Below are 18772 nucleotides of genomic sequence, written 5' to 3'. Positions count from 1 at the left end.
TTTTTAAGCATCAAGTTGCACTCCAGTGGTTATCCCATTGAATACCCGATTGAAGTGTAGACTTATCATGAGGAACAGACTGGCTTATGACGCCACCAGCACCTGAACTTAGTCGAAATTCATCTGCAAGTAGTACCACACCAGAAGCATCGGCAAGGTAGGAGAGCTCAACAAGATCGCGCGTCGCTTTAGACCATATTCCGTAGCAATTGCCTCTCGGAGAGGTCGCCAGTATCCACTCATCCGAAGCAGCAATACTCGCGATATAGTGATTAAACCTCGCCCACTGCTCCGGCTCAGCATTCAAGCTTTCAAATTCACCGCCCTTGGTGTGCATCGCAAGCAACGAAGGATACTCGTCAGGTTCGCCGCGATACTGCTGTCCGCATAACACGGTTTGAGCCCCATCGTGCGCAAGGTGTCGAATACTCAACTTCTTATCTGGCAACCCCACTTGATCAATAATCTGCCCCGTAGGAGAGAGATAAGTCAGGCTTGGTTTCATGGTATCTAGGTTTTTCGGTGTTCGCCCATCAGTGTGCACGCCGCCCACGCCAATCGCCAAATCACCACTTGGCATGATGATCACTTCATGTGGACCAATTCCGAAACCGCTAAACTCCTCTACTTTGATGTAGTTTTGCTGGACATCGTAGACTCCGATTACGCCTTCACTGGTGTCACTTTTACCTTCTGTTGCATAGAGATAACGACCATTTAACGAATACACGCCGTGACCATAAAAGTGTCGATTATTCCCCTTCACGGTCATCTTGATTTGTTGTCCTGTAACGTAATTAAACACAACAAAAAAGTTACCCGGACGGCGAGCAAAGACCACCGCATGATTTTGATTTGGGCTTATCGCGACCCCATGGCCTCGCTCCGGAATAGGCAATTGAGTAAGTGGTTGACCAAATTGGTTCGCAACCACCGCCGAGAAGCGATCTCTTCCATTCAATGCACAACCAATCAGCTTAGGCGAATTATCTGTAAGTGAGGTCTCAGATTGCGTAGCGGCACAGCCAAACGGTAGCACTGGAACAGCGGCGCAACCTAGCGCCGCCTTCAACAGGTTTCTGCGTGTAGAATCAGTCACCATCGGTTGCATTAAATCCTATTACAACACCAAGCTCTATGGCTACTTCTTCATGGATAAGGTATTTCAGTTGCTCTAATTTATTGTATTGCGACAACACAAGGCGATAGCCTTCTTTGCTTTGTAGCAACTCAAACAGGCTCTCTTGCTCTGGCCATGTATCAATGGTGAGTTCAAATTGAGAAAAAACGCGATCGGCAAGATCTTGATGTCCTTGCTCGCGTAAAATCGCATCTAAACCTTTGCCGTCAGCTAAGTAGAGCGCCTCTAAGGCCACAACGTTCGCTTTTAGCTGAGCCATTGACGTTTGCGCACGCCACGACTCCGAAAAGTATGGACGCGGCTTACCAATTTTCGCTAACGGTCGGCTCAATTTCTTCATGCTGTAATCAAGCTGATTCGTCATCAACGCGATGTATTCTGATTCCCACTGTTTCTCATCAAGAGATGTCCATGGGTTCACCTGCCAAGCAGAGGCGATATTTGAAGATTTTAATGCTAGGTTTTGCGCAATCGCAGTGACGCTCTGACAACCTGACGCCTTATCAACCAAAAGTGGAGACGCTTTGTCGTAAAAAGACCACTCAAGCGCACCTAGCCCTTGAACTGTCACACTCTGCATTGCGATATCTTGCTGTGTCCAGAGCTTGTTCTGTTGGTTGAGTTGGCTCATTTTCAGCCCGGTCGTGTTCTTTTTGTCTGGCCAGAACTGGACATTCCAACTCTCTTCAAGCGCTTTAACAGGACCACGCTCCTGCCCCTGCAACGCCATCCAAGCCGTCATTGCTTGTTGCCATTCTGACTTCAGCTGCTCCAACGTCACAGCATCGCTTTGACAGTACGATTCAACTGCCGCTTCGAGCTCTGACGCTTGTGTTGCAAAGTTTACCGCTGAATTGAATTCTGTCAGGTAGACGCTTGTGCTCAAGTGCTGAGCGGTATCGGCCGAAAAGCCTAAGTTGTTTTCATCTGATGAGTTTGATCCACCAGAAGATTGACACCCCGTTACAACCAAAGCTGATAACGGGAGTGCCCACAGTTTGCTTTTCATGAATTGTTTATTTTTCATGTTGTTACCTAATGTTGAGCATGTCTGCGCTTTTGATTATAGATTTACTTAGCGCATAGCAAAGGAAATTCACAAGCTGGTATCGCTATTGTGAATTTCCGATAAAGATATAAAGCCTAAAACATTCAATTATAACGAATTTAGGAATGCGATGAGCGCGTCACGTTCAGACTTATTCAATTTAAGTACCTTCTGTTTTGCGTGCTCAGCCTCACCACCATGCCACAGCACTGCTTCCATCACATTGCGAGCTCGGCCATCATGCAGTAAGAAGGTGTGACCGTTGACTTCTTGCGTATAACCCAAGCCCCAAAGCGGTGTAGTACGCCACTCGCGGCCATTGGCTAAATACTCAGGTCGGTTATCCGCTAAGCCTTCACCCATATCGTGCAAAAGCATATCTGTATAAGGACTAATAAGCTGTTTAGAGAGTGCCGGTAAACCTTCTCGCTCCATGGTGCGAATATTGGTTTGGTGACAGCTTTGACAACCCGACTGTGCAAACAGTGCCTGTCCTTTAATCACTTGCGGATCATCGACATTTCGGCGAATTGGAACCGCCAAGTGTTGAGAGTAGAACTCAACAAAGTCGAGAATATTGTCACTGACTTCTGGTTTACCGCCATCAGGAAACTCGGTACAGGTCGACTGAGCAGATGTGCAGTTTTCATTTGGAAACAGATTGCTTGTTAAGCCTAAATCACCATTAAACGCAGCGGCATTTTGCTGCATGAGATTTGGTTGCCCCGCTTTCCAACCGAAACGGCCTAGAGTCATCTCATTTGTTTGCACATCAAGCACTTGGTTTGCTTTGCCTGACACACCTTGATTCGCTTGTTTTTGTTGTTTAGCAAAACCTAGAATTGTCTCTTCTGGAATACTTTCAAGCAAACCCAGACCAATCATTGGTGGCGCAACACGTGCAGAGAACTGCGTTTTAGGGTGCATATCTCCAAAAGCTAGCTCTGTGATTGTCAGTGTTGGCTTACGAAGTGTCACAACAGTACCATCCGCAAAGGTTACGGGTACATCGGTATAAGAAATGTTGACCTTGCCTTCAGGCTTAACACCTTGAATAGCAAAATCTTGGAGTTGGCCGCCATAAGTAGGCTCTGGTATCACCCCATCACGAATAAAGGCTGTTTTCTGCTCTGGCGTTTCTGCTGGGATGCTCAGTCGTACCAACATTGAAACGGCATTTTCATCACCATTTTCGGGAGCATGTCCGCGTCCATCTTTAATATGACAGTTTTGACAGCCATTGGTATTAAATAGCGGACCTAGGCCATCACGTGCATCGGTGGATGATGGCGCAGGCACCCATGGGTTTCTAAAAAAGCTGTTACCTACGCTGAAATCGAGACGTTTGGTCATCGGTAGATTAGCAGCAGGTAGAGAGAATGCATTCGCTCCTTCTTTTTTAACGGTAGTTTTGCCACCAGAGTAAACATCATGGGCGTGTAATGGAGACACAAAAAACAGAGCGGATAATAACGAGGCGGAAAGATACGACTTCATACATTGCCTTTGCTAAGTTGGTGAGTATTTAGCTTCGTTGTACTTTTTATGGGCTAATACTTAAGTTCATTAGATTGGTTAAGCTTTGACGACCGAGGTGAGCTGTCATCTTTGGTTGGACATAAGAGCATTTCAACTCGTCGCAACCTATTCGACCTCAACAAATAAGGGCTCAAACGAGCCCTTATCAATAGTGAGATATCACAAGAGATTAAAACTCGTGATCAGCCGTGTCTGGGTTTAGGCTATCGATACCGATGATGCCTGCCGCACGCTCGATTGCTGCTGTTTGAGATACCAGAGCAACGATAGTTTTGTTCACTAGTGCGTTACCTGCAGCGTTGTCTGCCGCGATTAGCTGGTCGAAGTACTCATTGTTCTTCTCTGCTGAAGAGACAAGTTGACCCACTTGTGCACGTGCTAGATCAAACTGCTTCTGGATCTCTTTTGCTGCTTGCTTATCTTTTTGCTCAACAAGGTCGTAGATGCTTGGACCAGAAAGCAATGTACCGTCTTCACGCTTGTACAGACCAGTGTAAACGTTGTAGATGCCTTGCTCGTTATAGTAGTGAGAGTTGTGCGTGTTATCAGAGAAACAATCGTGCTCATCTTCAGTAGAGTTCGCTTCTAGTGCTACCTTCATACGCTCACCAGCAAGTTCACCCAGAGACAGTGAACCCATGCCGAATAGCATCTTACGAAGGCCATTGTCACTAGATTCAGCCAGTAGCTCTTGACGGTAGTTGCCCTTCTCGTCTGCAGACCACTGCTTTTCCATCCACTCTAGATCTTGAACTAGAAGTTCCGCAGCCGCTTTAAGGTAAGCACCACGACGCTCACAGTTGCCATTTGTACACTCAGCACCAACAACGAAGTCAGTGTATGCACGAGCGCCAGCGCCAGCGTTAGTACCGTTTAGATCTTGACCCCAAAGTAGGAATTCAATCGCGTGGTAACCTGATGCAACGTTCGCTTCAGAGCCGCCGATTTCGTTTAGTTCAGCGATTAGCTCTGGTGTGATGTTTGATGCGTCAACTTTAGTTTGACCAATTTGGAAGGTTTCGTTTGCAACGATGTTTGCACTTGCGCCTTCATTACCTAGCTCGTACTGGTAGTTTGTTGAAACGTAGTCGATTAGGCCTTCATCTAGTGGCCATGCGTTCAGTTGACCTTCCCAATCATCAACAACTGCGTTACCGAAACGGAACACTTCTGATTGCTGATAAGGAACACGAGACTCCAGCCAAGCTTGTTTAACTTGTTCGAAGTTGCTCGCTGACGGCGAAGCTAAAAATGTGTCGATAGAAGAGTTAAGCGCTTTCGCTGTGATCACAGAGTCTGCAAATACCGCGTGAGCGATGTCAGCGTAGTGCTCGACAACTTGATCTTGGGTCACTGCTGCAAAAGATGAAGCAGAAGCAAAAATGAGTGACGAAGTAACCGCTTTAGTCACTAAAGATTTAATGGTCATGAAGCATCCTTGTTGAGCTTGAATTATTATTTATATTGGTAGTACAAACCATTATCATTTGCACTACTTGTTGCGATAATACAAAGTTACAATTTATTTGCAAGGCAAATACAAAAAAACCTCACATTTGTGAGGTTTTTGCTTCATTTTGTGTTAGATGCAACACGCTAAACTACTCAATAGTTAAGTTGTGCTTACCGTGAGACACTTTTGCTTTTAAGTAACTTTCGTTACCCGATTTGATATGAGCTGCCGTATTTACAACTTCTTCGATCTCAATACCGTACGATTTCAGCTCATTAATTTTTTTAGGGTTGTTAGTAATAAGACGAATCTTAGTCACATCTAACGCGCGTAACATCTCTGCCGCCTCAGTGAAGTCACGCAGATCATCACCAAAACCTAAGTGGTTATTCGCTTCATAGGTGTTCATACCTTCGCTTTGTAAACGGTATGCATCAATCTTATTGTAAAGACCGATACCACGACCCTCTTGGCGAAGATAAAGAATGATACCGCCCGATTCACCCATGCGACGAATCGTCTCGTCTAGTTGTTCGCCACAATCACAACGTGACGAGTGGAACACATCCCCAGTTAAACACTCAGAGTGCATACGAACCAATGGGATGTCCTGCGTTGTGTCAGCTGCTTTGAAGATCACAGCAACGTGTTCTTTGTCTGTTTTTAAGCCGTGGAATGAAAGAAGCTCCGCATCAATGTTGCTGCTGGCCCCTACTTTAAAATCTACTCTGGCACGAACTTCCGCCATATCTACACTCACTTGCAATTCGTTGTATTTAACAGCGCTACGTTATTCATTTAAGTAATAATTTTGTAGCGAACAATCTAATGATAGACACTATGGCGCCGTTGATCACTTTTTTCAAGGCTCTGAGCCAACAAAATGTTATAATATAACATTTTTTGTTAACAGCATTAAAAAACCCCATGCCAACCAGGTTGACATGGGGTTAAAAATTAGACAGTTAGCTTAACTTAGCCGATCTGTTTCTGCTTCCAGATCACGAGTTGAATCCAGGCATTTTCCAACTCAGCCAACTCTTCTTGCGTCAGAAGAGAGACTGTTGACTTAGCACTGTACTTGTCTGCCCACTGCTCTGACTGGACATGGCTATAAAACTCTTTTTTTAGATTTGAGATTACGTTTTCCACCAATACGTCCTTATATTGAAGTGCTAAGTCATATACGAGTGGGATATGTTACAAAATACCGATCTTCAGGTAAACAATTAATTTAAATTTTTATGGACTCGCCTTAACACTTTTAATTAATAAATATATAAATAGAGACAATAAAAGAAGTGGGAATAGCCAAAGTAACCCGTTTGTCATATTGAACGCAGGCTTATATAGAACAAATTCACCATAGCGCGCTGTCATATATTCAATGATTTGTGTATCGGTTTTTCCAGACTTAACCATTTTAAATACATGAAGTCGTAAATCTTTTGCTATCGGCGAATTTGACTCAATCAAATTTTGATTCTGACATTGAGGACAACGCAATGTTTTAGCTAATGATATTGCCTGTTGCTGCTGAGCTAAATTGTCAAACTCAAATAGCTCTACTTCTATCGCTACCTGTTTGTTATTAGAGACAAATAGTTCATCCGCCTTTAATGATGAACTTATAGTTAATACACTCAAAAAACATAATACTAAGGCTACGTAATTCATAGTGTCGCCTTATTCGTAAAATAGTCAGCAAACTCCTGTTGCCAAATTTCTTGTGTCATAGCGCCCACTAGTTTTTTTATCACTTTACCTTGATGGTCAACTAAATACGTCTCTGGAGTACCAATCACCCCTAGGTCTAACGCCAGCTTTCCGTTCGAGTCACTTATCACTTGGCGGTATGGGTTACCCGCCGTTTGAAGCTCTCTAATCGCCGCTGTGGCCTTGTCGCGATAGTTTAAGCCGATAATAGGAATATTATCGTCGGCAAGCTGTAATAAGACTGAATGCTCCTTCTTACATACGCCACACCATGACGCCCATACGTTCACCAATTGATAAGGGTGTGCGGTGACATCTTCTTTAACCAAAGTTACCGACACCTTATCCGCTATTGATGATTTGTCCCCTAGCGTACTGCCATCAGACAACAATAAACTTGGGAGCGAAAACTCAGGGAAATCTGTTGGGTGTTGCTCAGTCACGCTGACTTTCTGTGTCTTATTCAAGGCTAAGCCAAAGACTGCCACCACTAAGATACTTAATGTAAACAGCAGCACTATTTTATTGCGAACATTGGACTTCATAACTCATCTCCTGTATTCGTCGTTTATACCTTTGTGCTACTAACACTATGCTTCCTAGCATCATCAACAGTGCACCTACCCAGATCCAACGAACATACGCTTTATACTGCACTCTAAATGCGTAACCCTGGCTATCGACTTTCTCTCCCATTGTGATGTAGATATCTCCATGCCAGAACCACTTCATTGCTGGCTCACTCATATTCATCACCCGCACTGGGTAATGGCGACGCTCAGGGGCAATAACAAAACGATTCGTGCCACTTTCAACTTCGATAACGCCGCGCTCAGCAGTGTAGTTGTTCCCAACATACAGCTCAGTCTGTTGATAGTTAAGCGTCCAGTCCATAAATCCAACTTGGCTGATTGGTGCCAAACGATAGCTTGCTTCAAAGGAGTGGAAGCTGTTCATCCCCGCTCCTACCGTAAGCAGAGCCACGCCAAAGTGCGCCATCGACATCCCAAGTAACTTATGTTGATAACGTGTGTTTCGCATTCGCCACAGACTATAACCATGTGTCGTTACTACCCAGCAGGCTAAACACCAAGTGACTAATACCATCCACGACATTGATAACCAGTTGCTCGCGAATACTTGTGACAGGTAGAAGAGTGAGCCACTGAGTATCGAAATCACGGCCAAAACAACCATCAATGTTGCTGTGCATTGAGGCTTACAGATAATCAGTGGAGAAACACCCATCGTCGCCAGAGCGAGTAGCCCCAATGGTGCAATCAGCAGATTAAAATAAGGTGCACCAACAGAAATCGTCCCTAAACCCAGCAGTTCGAAAACCATAGGATAGAAGGTACCAAATAGAACAATCGACATCGCCAATATCAGCATCAATGCAGCAATTAGCACCATAAAGCCTTTGCTCTTGAAGCCTCTAATTGCTTGCGATTCGAATTGCTCACCTTTAATAATTAACAGAGAAAACGAACTCATTAACACGACCACTAAAATCGTCAGTAGCGCCAACCCTTTGCTTGGGTCAACCGCAAACGCATGTACCGATGTAAGGAGTCCAGATCGGACGATAAAGGTGCCTAAAATACTTAAGCTAAACGTGATAAAAGCTAAGCTGAAAGACCATTTCAACAGCTGCTTTTTACCATTAGCTACGCCCAAAATATGCAGGAGTGCGGTCGCGGTCAACCAAGGCAATAAACTCGCATTTTCGACCGGATCCCAGAACCACCAGCCGCCCCAACCCAGTTCGTAATACGCCCACCAAGAGCCAAGCGCAATACCCGCTGTTAAAAAACACCAAGCTACTAAACACCATGTACGACAATGTTTTACCCATTCAAGCTCAATAGGGTTTACCATCAAAGCCGCAACTGAAAATGCCAAAACGACAGAAAATCCGACATACCCTAGATAGAGCAACGGCGGATGAAAAATCAACCCAACATCCTGCAACATAGGGTTAAGATCGCGCCCTTCACTCACGAGCACGGAGTTGAGTTCGAATGGGTTGGAAGCAACTAAGGTAAACCAAGCAAACACCGTCAGAAGCAGGTTCATTACCCAGAGTACAGCGTCGTGATAATCTGTTCGGTAGTGACTTTGCTTAGCGATAAGTCCTGCCCAACAACTTAAGGTCAGTACCCAAAATAACAATGAACCTTCATGCCCAGCCCACACCGCCGCTATTTTGAAGGCGCTCGGCAGTTGAGTATTCGAATGTTCAGCGACATAAAGAATTGAAAAATCATCTTGATAGAAAGCCACCGCAAGCATTAACACGGCAGCAATCGATAACAGAGAACCGGTTTGAGTTGCGCTACGAATGAAGGCAGAGTAACGCTTTGACTGAGTATACAGCCCCGTCAGATATACAACACTCACCAAGCTACTGAGTATTGCGACAGCGATGAGATTGAATAGCCCTAAAGAACCCAGCATATCACCTCGATATGGCCCCAATGAAGGGGCCGAAAAGAACAAACATAACCTACTTTATGCCAAAGTTAATTGACCTGCATAAAGTACAAAGGTACGAAGCATTAAAACACCGGCCAAGCTCAAGCATGTCACAGCGAAAATGTACACTCCGGTATGACGAACCGCTTTAGGAGTAATAGCATTCAGCAGCAATGGTAGAACCATACCCACACCTATCACTCCGTACCAGAACCAACTCGCCCAGAAGCCACTGCCAATTGCATTCCACGCAGCTTGCTCACTTTGACCACCAGCGAAAATCAAGCCCGTAAAGAACGTAACGAGGACGAACAATTCAAACATCACTACCGGACGCTCAAAGCCGTGGATCCAAGAGATACTAGGCCCTTGAGGAGACTCTTTAAAGACCAGAACCCCAAACAAAATACAGGCTGCCGCACCCGACGATAAGCTAGAGAACAAGAACAGTATTGGTAATACCGGGTTGTTCAACATTGGAAACGTGTTTAGCGCTGAGAGTAAGAAACCTGTGTATGCCGCAAGCAGAAGTGCCAACACGGCTAACAGAATTTCTGTCGCGTTTTCAAGAGGTTCAAATTTCCCAATGAGTTTCCCAACAAAGTCTAAGCGTCCTTTAAGCCAAGCCTGTTCACTCAAAAACAGGGTGATTTGATCCCTAAAGATAATTCCGATCCAAACGAATAAGATCGCCATATACACTTGGAATAAAATCACACCCATCGACATCACAGAGGTTGGGTTATAAAAGATCATGATCTTCCAGAAAGAGAGTGGCTTAGTTAGGTGAAACACCAAAATCAGCAAGCCCGAAATGATGCCAAATGGCGCAAGAAATGCGGTCGCTTTTAGCACACCATTCTTCGCAGCATCGCCTTCAATAACCTTCCTCTTAAGGTAGATAGAGATCATCACCGCACCTGCTGACATACCCGCTAAAAACAGATAGATAGCGATGATCCAATCCCATACCACGGTTCCAGATTGGAAAGCTGTATCCCATGCACTCATAATCAAATCTCCCCTTTCTGATGTGGTACTTTGTAAAGCTTAGGCTGAGTGCCTAAATGGACTTTATCTCGGTAAACCACTTCGGATTTCAGCACTTGATTGATCTGACTGTTTGGATCATTAAGATCACCGAATATCAGCGCTGTTGTTGGACAAGATTCCACACAGGCAGGCAGTTTTCCTTGTGCTAAATTAGTATCACGACAGAAATTACACTTATCGGCTGAACCGTCTTTTGGATTGAAAAAGCGAACTTGATAAGGGCAAGCCAACAGACAATAACCACAACCTACACACTTATCTTTGTGTACATCGACAATGCCAGTCTTCTCATCTTTATAAGCAGCACCAGTTGGGCACACCATGACGCACGGTGCGTTGTCGCAGTGTTGACAAGAGTTTCGAGTAAAGCGGTAGTCAACGTCTGGGTACTCCCCTTGTGGCTCGCTGCGCACAATTTCTAACCTTGAAACGCCTTCTGGAACTTTATTCACCTCTCGACACGCTTCGGTACACGCCGTACAACCGATACAAGCCGTTTCATCATGGATCATTCCATAGCGCTTATTGCCATCAGTCTGTACGCTCGCCAATGTTTTTCTACTGGTAACAACAGAGGTACCTGCTATTCCTGTCGTCATAATCACAGCGCCGGCACCAGCTAAAAAGTTTCTTCTAGAGCAGCTCATAGATTACTCCTCCTCTTTCTTCTGGTTAAAGTCTGAGTGACAATCAACGCACAGCTTGATCGTTTGTTTCTTATCTAAACTCAATACCTTAGATTTATTAGCGTGCACATCATGACAATTCGAACAAGTTAAGTTTTTGGCATGAACATCATGCGTCCAGTTATCTTCCTGCAAATATTCAGGTTTATGACAATCTGTACACCCACTATTTGCCTGTAAGATCTGTTGAGGATCCAAAAATACTTTATTTGTTCCTTCTTGCGACTGTGCAGATCGATATTTGATCACCTCTGGTGCCCCTTCTCGGTGATCAGGACTTATATTACTGTGACAATCAGTACAGTTAATTTCTCGTCCAACAATATTATGTGCATCTACGCCATGTGAACCCAATAATGTTTCTTTGGAATCTTTATGACATTGAACGCACTTATAATCTTTATCGCGAATTAATTCGACTTCATGTCTATTTGATTCCGCTGGTGTTATTTCAACGGATTCGGCAACAGCATGAATGGAATAACCATAGAGGCAGAATGCTAGAAGGGATTTAAGCATTATGACTATGGCCAATTTTATATTGCCCATTTTATCCTTTCCTTATATCGGATTTATTTAACTCTCAACTAAATAAAAATCCGATTAAACAAAAGTATCCTTAAACAGCACTATTACCGTCTAAATGATATCAATTCTTATTTTGGAAAAGCCACAACGCTTTCTATTAATAAGGATATACCTCTAATGGGTTAAGTTGAATTTTGCATCGGTGATTATGTGACCAAAGTCACCACATTTATTTTATGGTTATATGCGTAAGTTATTGTTCTTTAATGAGAATAATTCTTATAACTCACCTACAAAAAACCACCCACCTACCCCTTTAGGGTTATTGTTGAGTTAGCGTGATTTATATCACTAGTGATAATTGATCTAAAACAACAATGCCTCAAGACGTAACAAAATGTGTTTGTTTATGAATTAATATAAACAGGAATTCTCCAATTCTTAATTTGAAATAGCAAACTCACAACGCTTGGTATAAAAATCAGTATATTGGAGATATCACTGTGAAAAAGCACTGGATACGTAATTCTGTCACAGCCTTATTGTTGGTGAGCGCTTCTTTAGTAAGTGCAGCTAGCCTTGCTGCGTCAGAACAAAAAACAATTGGTGACCCTCGTAACGATCAATTCGAGCAAAACCACCCTGACCAATACCACTCTTGGCGACAAACGTCAGAGAGTGAACACATTGAAGACGCGCTACATGAAGACCCTAATATGGTGATCATGTGGGCGGGTTATGGCTTTGCAAAAGATTACAACAAGGCCAGAGGCCACTTCTATGCACTCGACGACGTAAGACAAACACTTCGTACTGGTGCACCAATGGACGAAGGATCTGGCCCAATGCCAATGGCGTGTTGGAGTTGTAAAAGCCCAGACGTCGCTCGTGTTATCGAAGAGCGTGGCGAAGATGGTTACTTTGAGGGTAAATGGGCGCGCTTAGGTGAAGAGATCGTTAACCCAATTGGTTGCTCTGATTGTCATGATACTCAAAGCGAAGGCTTTAAAAACGGTGAACCAGCTTTGAAAGTCACTCGACCTTACGTTGAGCGTGCATTCGAAGCCATCGGTAAAAAGTTTGATGAGCAGAGTCGACTCGATCAACAAGCGTCTGTATGTGCTCAGTGTCACGTTGAGTACTACTTCACCGGTCCAAACAAGAGTGTTAAGTTCCCTTGGGATCAAGGTACAACCGTTGAAGATATGGAGCGCTACTACGATGCGCTTAACTTTAAAGATTGGACACACAAAGTTTCCAAAGCACCGATGTTGAAAGCACAGCACCCTGGCTATGAAACATGGCGTGAAGGCATCCATGGCAAAAACAAAGTTGTTTGTGTCGACTGTCACATGCCTAAAGTGACCAAGGAAGATGGCACAGTTTATACCGATCACAAAGTCGGCAACCCGTTCGACCGCTTTGAAGACACTTGTGCAAATTGTCACACTCAAAGCAAAGAGACCATGCAGAACATCGTTTCTAGTCGCAAAGCGCAAGTACTGAACATGAAGCTAACAGCCGAGAAGCAGATCGTTGCCGCACACTTTGAAGCGGGCGCTGCGTGGGATGCGGGTGCAACTGAAGAAGAAATGCAGCCTATCCTACAAGACATTCGTCATGCTCAGTGGCGTTGGGACTATGCAATTGCCTCTCACGGTGTACATATGCACGCTCCTGAAGTTGCACTAGAAGTACTAGGCACCGCGGTTGATAGAGCTGCAGATGCTCGTACTAAGTTGGTTCGTCTACTCGCTAAGAAAGGAATCACAGATCCTGTAGAGATCCCAGATATCTCAACCAAAGCAGCTGCACAAAAAGCATTGGGAATGGATATGGATAAGATGAATGCTGATAAGAAGCACTTCTTAGATACTGTCGTTCCAAAATGGGATGAAGCGGCTGAGAAACGTGAAGCAAATTACGACTACTAATTAGCGGCACCAATAAACGCTGACGACAGCTCAAGCTGAGACTATCCATACTCTATGATCAAAAGCTGCTTTTTAACGCTTTAAAATAGACGTCATTATCAAATCAAGCCACACTCTATGTGTGGCTTTCTTTATTTTATCAATCCACTTGAGAGCCGATGGAGAATCAATGAAAACAACACTCGTCATCACTGCACTGTGTGTAAGCTTAACCTGTGGTATTGCTCAAGCTTCAGAGCGAGCAAAAACGGGATGGGAATGGATAGAACAAGGCGCCCTGGTTGTCGATGTCAGAACGCCACAAGAGTTCGCAGACGGTCACTTAGATAATGCGATCAACTATCCTCTGTCAGAGATACAGCAGCATTTTGCAACAATCGATAAGGACACTCAAATCGTCTTGTACTGTCGCAGTGGCAATCGTTCAGGCCAAGCTTATCAATGGTTAGAAAGGCAAGGCTTTACCAATCTACACAATGCTGGTGGCTTGGTGGAGATGCAACAAAACAAATAAGCTCTCACCTGTTCTCAAATTTCAGACCGAGAGCACAACCCTCAAGCAAGATCGCAAATTGATCCTGACAAGCTAATCAGTATTAGGCTTTTTCTTAAAGCATCTGCTTAGCTTGGTTAATCGAGTGGATGATTGAAACTCTGTCGAGCCCTTGTTGGTTCGAGTCCAGCAACTGAGTCCAGACATCGATCGCTTGTTGATATCGCATACTAATGAAGTGATCGCTCGCAATCAGCATTAAAGCTGTGCGATCATTTGGATCCAGATCCAACGATCGATCAAGCAGCGAAGTAACCTCCTCCCCCATCAATTGCTTATTCGCGTAGTATAATGCCGTGGCTTTCGCTGCAAACAGGCGCGCTACAGGGGTATTCTCTAATCGGATGGCATAATCATAGCTTGTTACTGCTGCTGAAAATTCACCTTGCTCTAGGTAGACACTGCCAAGTTTAAACCAGATTTCCGCTTGGTTAGGATCTTGCTCTAGCTTACTCTGCAGTTCGCTTTGATAGTTCGCGAAGGTAACGGGTTGTGAGTCGGAAAGCTCAGGTTTCGGTACCTCTTGTTTCATTAAGTACCACAGAGCAACGGTTCCCAGAACAGCGAGCAATCCCAATCGTATGTTTATATGGCGTACCTTCTTGCTGCGACTGCTCATAATGATCATCGAAACGATAAAGAGGCTTGTAAGTAGGATCGAGATCAGCAACCAGTTTTCCATGTAATTCTCCTAGGCTAGAAGTCTTACTTTACCTATTTATCCAGCGAGATACTTTGATCGAGTTTACGAACTTTCCTGACTTTGGTATTGAATTCAGAACACAAAAAAACCGAGCACTAAGGCTCGGTTTTTATTCATAAAATCACGTTAAACGAAAGATTTTATTCTGCGTCTTGCTCATCTGAAGATGCGTCTGCAGCTGGTTGTTCAGCTGTTGCTTCTGGCACTTCGCCTTCTGCAACTTCACCTTCAACAACTTCGCCTTCAACAATCTCAGCTTCTTCTACTTCGTCGATGCGCTGTAGACCAACAACATTCTCATCGTCAGAAGTACGGATTAGCGTCACACCTTGCGTATTACGGCCAACTTGGCTTACTTCCGCTACGCGAGTACGTACTAACGTACCTGCGTCGGTGATCATCATCATCTCATCGCCTTCTTCAACTTGAACAGCACCAACAACAGGGCCGTTACGCTCAGAGACTTTGATAGATACAACACCTTGCGTTGCACGACCCTTAGTTGGGTATTCTGCTAGCTCAGTACGCTTACCGTAACCATTTTGAGTCACAGTTAGAATGTCACCTTCATTAGAAGGAACAATCAACGACACAACTTGGTCATCTTCTGGAAGCTTCATACCGCGAACACCCGCCGCTGTACGGCCCATCGGACGAACTTTGTCTTCGTTGAAACGAACGACTTTACCCGACTTCGAGAACAGCATGATATCGCTATCGCCAGTTGTGATGTCTACGCCAATTAGCGAGTCATCATCACGTAGGTTAACTGCGATTAGGCCGTTAGCACGTACGTTTGCGAACTGATCCAGAGATGTCTTCTTAACAGTACCGTCACCTGTTGCCATGAAGATGAACTTATCTTCAGAGAACTCAGAAACAGGTAGGATTGCCGTAATACGCTCACCTTCTTCTAGAGGAAGAATGTTCACGATTGGCTTACCACGAGCGGTACGGCTTGCTAGTGGTAATTGGTAAACTTTCAGACGGTACGTCTTACCGCGAGTCGAGAAACATAGGATGTTATCGTGAGTATTAGCAACAAGCAGACGCTCAATGTAATCCTCATCTTTCATCTTAGTCGCACTCTTACCTTTACCACCACGACGCTGTGCTTCGTAGTCGCTTAGGATTTGGTACTTAACGTAACCTTCGTGTGACAGCGTCACAACAACGTCTTCTTGAGCAATCAGCTCTTCCATGTCGATATCGTGGCTAGCTGCAGTGATCTCTGTGCGACGTGCGTCACCGTAGATATCGCGAACTGCTTCCAACTCTTCACGGATCACTTCCATTAGACGCTCAGTGCTTGCAAGGATGTGCATTAGCTCAGCGATTTCGTCTAGAAGTGCTTTGTATTCGTCTAGAATCTTCTCGTGCTCAAGGCCAGTTAGGCGGTGAAGACGAAGTTCTAGGATTGCTTGCGCTTGCGTTTCCGTTAGGAAGTATTGACCATCACGGATGCCGTATTGATCTTCCAACCAATCAGGACGAGCCGCGTCAGTACCTGCGCGCTCAAGCATTGAAGCAACGTTACCTAAGTCCCAACCACGTGAAACTAGGCCAACTTTTGCTTCTGCTGGCGTTGGCGCGTTCTTGATGAGTTCGATAACTTCATCAATGTTCGCTAGAGCCAGAGATAACGCTTCTAAGATGTGTGCACGATCACGTGCTTTTCTTAGTTCGTAGATAGTACGACGAGTCACAACCTCACGGCGGTGATCTACGAAGCACTTAAGCATGTCTTTCAGGTTAAACAACTGTGGTTGGCCGTTGTTTAGAGCAACCATGTTGATACCGAAAGTCGTTTGCAGTTGAGTTTGTGCGTATAGGTTGTTTAGAACCACTTCGCCCACTGCATCACGCTTACATTCAATAACAATACGCATACCGTCTTTATCAGACTCATCACGTAGTGCACTGATGCCTTCTACTTTCTTATCTTTAACCAGTTCAGCAATCTTCTCGATCAGACGAGCTTTGTTTACTTGGTAAGGGATCTCAGTAACGATAATGGTCTCTTTACCATTCTTCTCTACTTCAATATCCGCTTTTGAACGCATGTAAATCTTGCCGCGACCTGTCTTATAAGCATCTACGATGCCTTTACGACCGCTGATCAGCGCTGCTGTTGGGAAATCTGGACCAGGAATATAGTCCATTAGCTCATCAATCGTGATCTCTTCATTATTGATGTAAGCCAAACAGCCATCAACAACTTCACCTAGGTTATGAGGTGGGATGTTGGTCGCCATACCTACCGCGATACCAGAAGCACCGTTTACCAGTAGGTTAGGAATTTTCGTTGGTAGAACCGCTGGGATCTGTTCTGTACCGTCGTAGTTAGGTACGTAGTCCACCGTTTCTTTATCAAGGTCAGCCAAAAGCTCGTGAGCAATTTTCGCCATACGAACTTCGGTATAACGCATTGCAGCCGCGGAGTCGCCATCGATAGAACCAAAGTTACCTTGGCCATCAACTAGCATGTAACGCAGTGAGAACGGCTGAGCCATACGAACAATAGTGTCGTATACAGCGCTATCACCGTGCGGGTGATATTTACCGATTACATCACCTACTACACGAGCAGATTTTTTATATGGTTTGTTCCAATCATTACCTAGTACATTCATCGCGAATAGAACGCGGCGGTGTACTGGCTTTAGGCCATCACGCACATCAGGAAGGGCACGACCAACGATGACGGACATCGCGTAGTCTAGGTATGAACCTCTAAGCTCATCTTCAATATTTACGGGCGTGATCTCTTTCGCTAGATCGCTCATAGAGCCATTTTCCCTCTATAGTCAGATCGTATTTTTGAATACGTATAAGACCGAAAAATATAACACAAATTTACCTTGTGAGGCATCACTTTCCCTATCCTTTTATCATCTTGTGAGCCTTGTAGCCAATCAATTGATGAGAAATTGCACGTCATCATCATATCTTGCTGAAAGATGGTTACTTTGCATCCAACAAATTCGCAAAATTGTAGATCTTCTGGTCAGAGACGAAAGCCAAGTTATAATGCTCTCAATTTCATGGATGCATTATTTAACTTGGAAATGCCGATTATGACCAAATCACAGAACGTCGACCCAGCAGAAATCAAAAAATTCGAAGACATGGCGTCACGCTGGTGGGATCTCGAAGGCGAGTTTAAGCCTCTTCACCAAATCAACCCTTTACGCCTTAACTACGTGCTAGAAAAAACAGAAGGCCTGTTTGGAAAAAAAGTTCTCGACGTAGGTTGTGGTGGCGGCATTCTTGCTGAGAGCATGGCAAAAGAAGGTGCGGTTGTAACCGGTCTAGACATGGGTAAAGAGCCTCTAGAGGTTGCTCGTCTACACGCCCTTGAGACTGGCACTAAGCTTGATTACATTCAAAGCACCATTGAAGATCACGCAGAGCAAAATCCACAAGCTTATGACGTAGTCACTTGTATGGAGATGCTTGAGCACGTTCCCGACCCTCAATCAGTGATCACAGCTTGCTCTAAGTTAGTGAAGCCTAACGGACATGTCTTCTTCTCAACGCTAAACCGCAACTTTAAGTCTTACTTGTTCGCTATTGTTGGCGCAGAGAAGCTATTGAAGATCGTCCCAGAAGGTACTCACGAACACGAGAAGTTCATTCGTCCTGCTGAACTAATCAAGATGATCGATAACACGCCGCTTCAAGAACTCGGTATCACTGGCCTGCATTACAACCCACTAACGGACACGTACCGTTTGGGAAGTAACGTAGATGTTAACTATATTGTTCACACAAAGAATTTTGTGTAAATCCTGCCAATAACCCCATAAAAAATAATTTAATTTAGACCAATGAAAAAGGTTGCAATTACCATAAGTTTGCGACTTTTTTCAGTCTAAATTTCGTGCTCCCGATTCCATTTTGACCATCTCGATTCAATTTTGACCTTTGAAAATCCGCCTCC

Annotated in this window: 17 protein-coding genes; 3 read left to right on the top strand and 14 right to left on the bottom strand. The window is 44.5% G+C overall.

Features of this window, described 5'->3' with window-relative positions; genetic code table 11:
• Positions 1 to 10: 10 nt before the first annotated feature.
• From L1D60_RS08570 to nrfB, 12 genes are all read right to left on the bottom strand, one after another.
• A complete protein-coding gene (locus L1D60_RS08570; protein ID WP_239840702.1) occupies positions 11 to 1102 on the bottom strand; it encodes a DUF1513 domain-containing protein in 1092 nt (363 codons plus the stop codon).
• Positions 1092 to 2150, bottom strand: a complete 1059-nt coding sequence (locus tag L1D60_RS08565; protein ID WP_239840986.1) for an imelysin family protein — start codon at positions 2148 to 2150, stop codon at positions 1092 to 1094. Before L1D60_RS08565 ends, L1D60_RS08570 begins: the two co-directional genes overlap by 11 nt.
• Before the next feature lie 147 nt (positions 2151 to 2297).
• The gene (locus tag L1D60_RS08560; protein ID WP_239840701.1) at positions 2298 to 3686 is read right to left on the bottom strand and encodes a di-heme oxidoredictase family protein; all 1389 of its coding nucleotides are present in this window, start codon (positions 3684 to 3686) and stop codon (positions 2298 to 2300) included.
• A 211-nt stretch (positions 3687 to 3897) separates the two neighbouring features.
• A complete protein-coding gene (locus tag L1D60_RS08555; protein ID WP_239840700.1) occupies positions 3898 to 5157 on the bottom strand; it encodes an imelysin family protein in 1260 nt (419 codons plus the stop codon).
• A gap of 172 nt (positions 5158 to 5329) precedes the next feature.
• Complete coding sequence (gene ribA, locus L1D60_RS08550; protein ID WP_239840699.1) at positions 5330 to 5929, bottom strand: GTP cyclohydrolase II; 600 nt, start codon at positions 5927 to 5929, stop codon at positions 5330 to 5332.
• 227 nt (positions 5930 to 6156) lie between these two features.
• Positions 6157 to 6333, bottom strand: a complete 177-nt coding sequence (locus tag L1D60_RS08545) for a hypothetical protein (protein WP_239840698.1) — start codon at positions 6331 to 6333, stop codon at positions 6157 to 6159.
• Between the two features lie 90 nt (positions 6334 to 6423).
• Positions 6424 to 6858 carry a heme lyase NrfEFG subunit NrfF gene (gene nrfF, locus L1D60_RS08540; RefSeq protein ID WP_239840697.1) on the bottom strand — a complete coding sequence of 145 codons (435 nt, stop codon included), beginning with the start codon at positions 6856 to 6858 and terminating at the stop codon, positions 6424 to 6426.
• Positions 6855 to 7442, bottom strand: coding sequence for a DsbE family thiol:disulfide interchange protein (locus L1D60_RS08535; RefSeq protein ID WP_239840696.1), 588 nt, complete (start codon positions 7440 to 7442; stop codon positions 6855 to 6857). The genes nrfF and L1D60_RS08535 overlap by 4 nt, the downstream gene beginning before the upstream one ends.
• Positions 7420 to 9354 carry a heme lyase CcmF/NrfE family subunit gene (locus L1D60_RS08530; protein WP_239840695.1) on the bottom strand — a complete coding sequence of 645 codons (1935 nt, stop codon included), beginning with the start codon at positions 9352 to 9354 and terminating at the stop codon, positions 7420 to 7422. The genes L1D60_RS08535 and L1D60_RS08530 overlap by 23 nt, the downstream gene beginning before the upstream one ends.
• Before the next feature lie 54 nt (positions 9355 to 9408).
• Positions 9409 to 10383 carry a cytochrome c nitrite reductase subunit NrfD gene (gene nrfD, locus L1D60_RS08525; protein WP_239840694.1) on the bottom strand — a complete coding sequence of 325 codons (975 nt, stop codon included), beginning with the start codon at positions 10381 to 10383 and terminating at the stop codon, positions 9409 to 9411.
• 2 nt (positions 10384 to 10385) lie between these two features.
• On the bottom strand, positions 10386 to 11072 hold the full coding sequence (gene nrfC / locus L1D60_RS08520) for a cytochrome c nitrite reductase Fe-S protein (protein WP_239840693.1): 687 nt from the start codon (positions 11070 to 11072) through the stop codon (positions 10386 to 10388).
• Between the two features lie 3 nt (positions 11073 to 11075).
• Positions 11076 to 11660, bottom strand: coding sequence for a cytochrome c nitrite reductase pentaheme subunit (nrfB, locus tag L1D60_RS08515; RefSeq protein ID WP_239840692.1), 585 nt, complete (start codon positions 11658 to 11660; stop codon positions 11076 to 11078).
• A 482-nt stretch (positions 11661 to 12142) separates the two neighbouring features.
• Here nrfB and nrfA point away from each other — a divergent pair, with 482 nt between their 5' ends.
• Both nrfA and L1D60_RS08505 read left to right on the top strand, forming a co-directional pair.
• Entirely contained in the window at positions 12143 to 13573 is a 1431-nt protein-coding gene (gene nrfA, locus L1D60_RS08510) for an ammonia-forming nitrite reductase cytochrome c552 subunit (RefSeq protein WP_239840691.1), read from the top strand.
• A gap of 169 nt (positions 13574 to 13742) precedes the next feature.
• Positions 13743 to 14087: a rhodanese-like domain-containing protein gene (locus L1D60_RS08505; RefSeq protein WP_239840690.1), complete on the top strand. Its 345-nt coding sequence runs from the start codon at positions 13743 to 13745 to the stop codon at positions 14085 to 14087.
• A 94-nt stretch (positions 14088 to 14181) separates the two neighbouring features.
• Here L1D60_RS08505 and L1D60_RS08500 read toward each other — a convergent pair whose 3' ends face one another.
• Both L1D60_RS08500 and gyrA read right to left on the bottom strand, forming a co-directional pair.
• Complete coding sequence (locus tag L1D60_RS08500; protein WP_239840689.1) at positions 14182 to 14808, bottom strand: tetratricopeptide repeat protein; 627 nt, start codon at positions 14806 to 14808, stop codon at positions 14182 to 14184.
• 161 nt (positions 14809 to 14969) lie between these two features.
• On the bottom strand, positions 14970 to 17615 hold the full coding sequence (gyrA, locus tag L1D60_RS08495; RefSeq protein WP_239840688.1) for a DNA topoisomerase (ATP-hydrolyzing) subunit A: 2646 nt from the start codon (positions 17613 to 17615) through the stop codon (positions 14970 to 14972).
• 258 nt (positions 17616 to 17873) lie between these two features.
• On the opposite strand from gyrA, the gene ubiG reads away from it, so the two are divergent.
• Positions 17874 to 18617 carry a bifunctional 2-polyprenyl-6-hydroxyphenol methylase/3-demethylubiquinol 3-O-methyltransferase UbiG gene (ubiG, locus tag L1D60_RS08490; RefSeq protein WP_239840687.1) on the top strand — a complete coding sequence of 248 codons (744 nt, stop codon included), beginning with the start codon at positions 17874 to 17876 and terminating at the stop codon, positions 18615 to 18617.
• The last annotated feature ends 155 nt before the right edge of the window (positions 18618 to 18772 follow it).

Origin of the sequence: Vibrio sp. Isolate30 (assembly GCF_022397975.1) — a bacterium.
In the GTDB taxonomy this organism is placed as follows: Bacteria; Pseudomonadota; Gammaproteobacteria; order Enterobacterales; family Vibrionaceae; genus Vibrio; species Vibrio fortis.
The sequence above is the reverse complement of the archived record's forward strand: the minus strand, read 5'-3'. Positions and strand labels throughout refer to the sequence as shown.

Excerpts from the sequence above, each read along its gene's own strand:
- L1D60_RS08570 (WP_239840702.1), bottom strand. The coding sequence starts at position 1,102 with ATGGTGACTGATTCTACACGCAGAAACCTGTTGAAGGCGGCGCTAGGT.
- L1D60_RS08565 (WP_239840986.1), bottom strand. The coding sequence starts at position 2,150 with ATGAAAAGCAAACTGTGGGCACTCCCGTTATCAGCTTTGGTTGTAACG.
- L1D60_RS08560 (WP_239840701.1), bottom strand. The coding sequence starts at position 3,686 with ATGAAGTCGTATCTTTCCGCCTCGTTATTATCCGCTCTGTTTTTTGTG.
- L1D60_RS08555 (WP_239840700.1), bottom strand. The coding sequence starts at position 5,157 with ATGACCATTAAATCTTTAGTGACTAAAGCGGTTACTTCGTCACTCATT.
- ribA (WP_239840699.1), bottom strand. The coding sequence starts at position 5,929 with ATGGCGGAAGTTCGTGCCAGAGTAGATTTTAAAGTAGGGGCCAGCAGC.
- nrfF (WP_239840697.1), bottom strand. The coding sequence starts at position 6,858 with ATGAATTACGTAGCCTTAGTATTATGTTTTTTGAGTGTATTAACTATA.
- L1D60_RS08535 (WP_239840696.1), bottom strand. The coding sequence starts at position 7,442 with ATGAAGTCCAATGTTCGCAATAAAATAGTGCTGCTGTTTACATTAAGT.
- L1D60_RS08530 (WP_239840695.1), bottom strand. The coding sequence starts at position 9,354 with ATGCTGGGTTCTTTAGGGCTATTCAATCTCATCGCTGTCGCAATACTC.
- nrfD (WP_239840694.1), bottom strand. The coding sequence starts at position 10,383 with ATGAGTGCATGGGATACAGCTTTCCAATCTGGAACCGTGGTATGGGAT.
- nrfC (WP_239840693.1), bottom strand. The coding sequence starts at position 11,072 with ATGAGCTGCTCTAGAAGAAACTTTTTAGCTGGTGCCGGCGCTGTGATT.
- nrfB (WP_239840692.1), bottom strand. The coding sequence starts at position 11,660 with ATGGGCAATATAAAATTGGCCATAGTCATAATGCTTAAATCCCTTCTA.
- L1D60_RS08505 (WP_239840690.1), top strand. The coding sequence starts at position 13,743 with ATGAAAACAACACTCGTCATCACTGCACTGTGTGTAAGCTTAACCTGT.
- L1D60_RS08500 (WP_239840689.1), bottom strand. The coding sequence starts at position 14,808 with ATGGAAAACTGGTTGCTGATCTCGATCCTACTTACAAGCCTCTTTATC.
- gyrA (WP_239840688.1), bottom strand. The coding sequence starts at position 17,615 with ATGAGCGATCTAGCGAAAGAGATCACGCCCGTAAATATTGAAGATGAG.
- ubiG (WP_239840687.1), top strand. The coding sequence starts at position 17,874 with ATGGATGCATTATTTAACTTGGAAATGCCGATTATGACCAAATCACAG.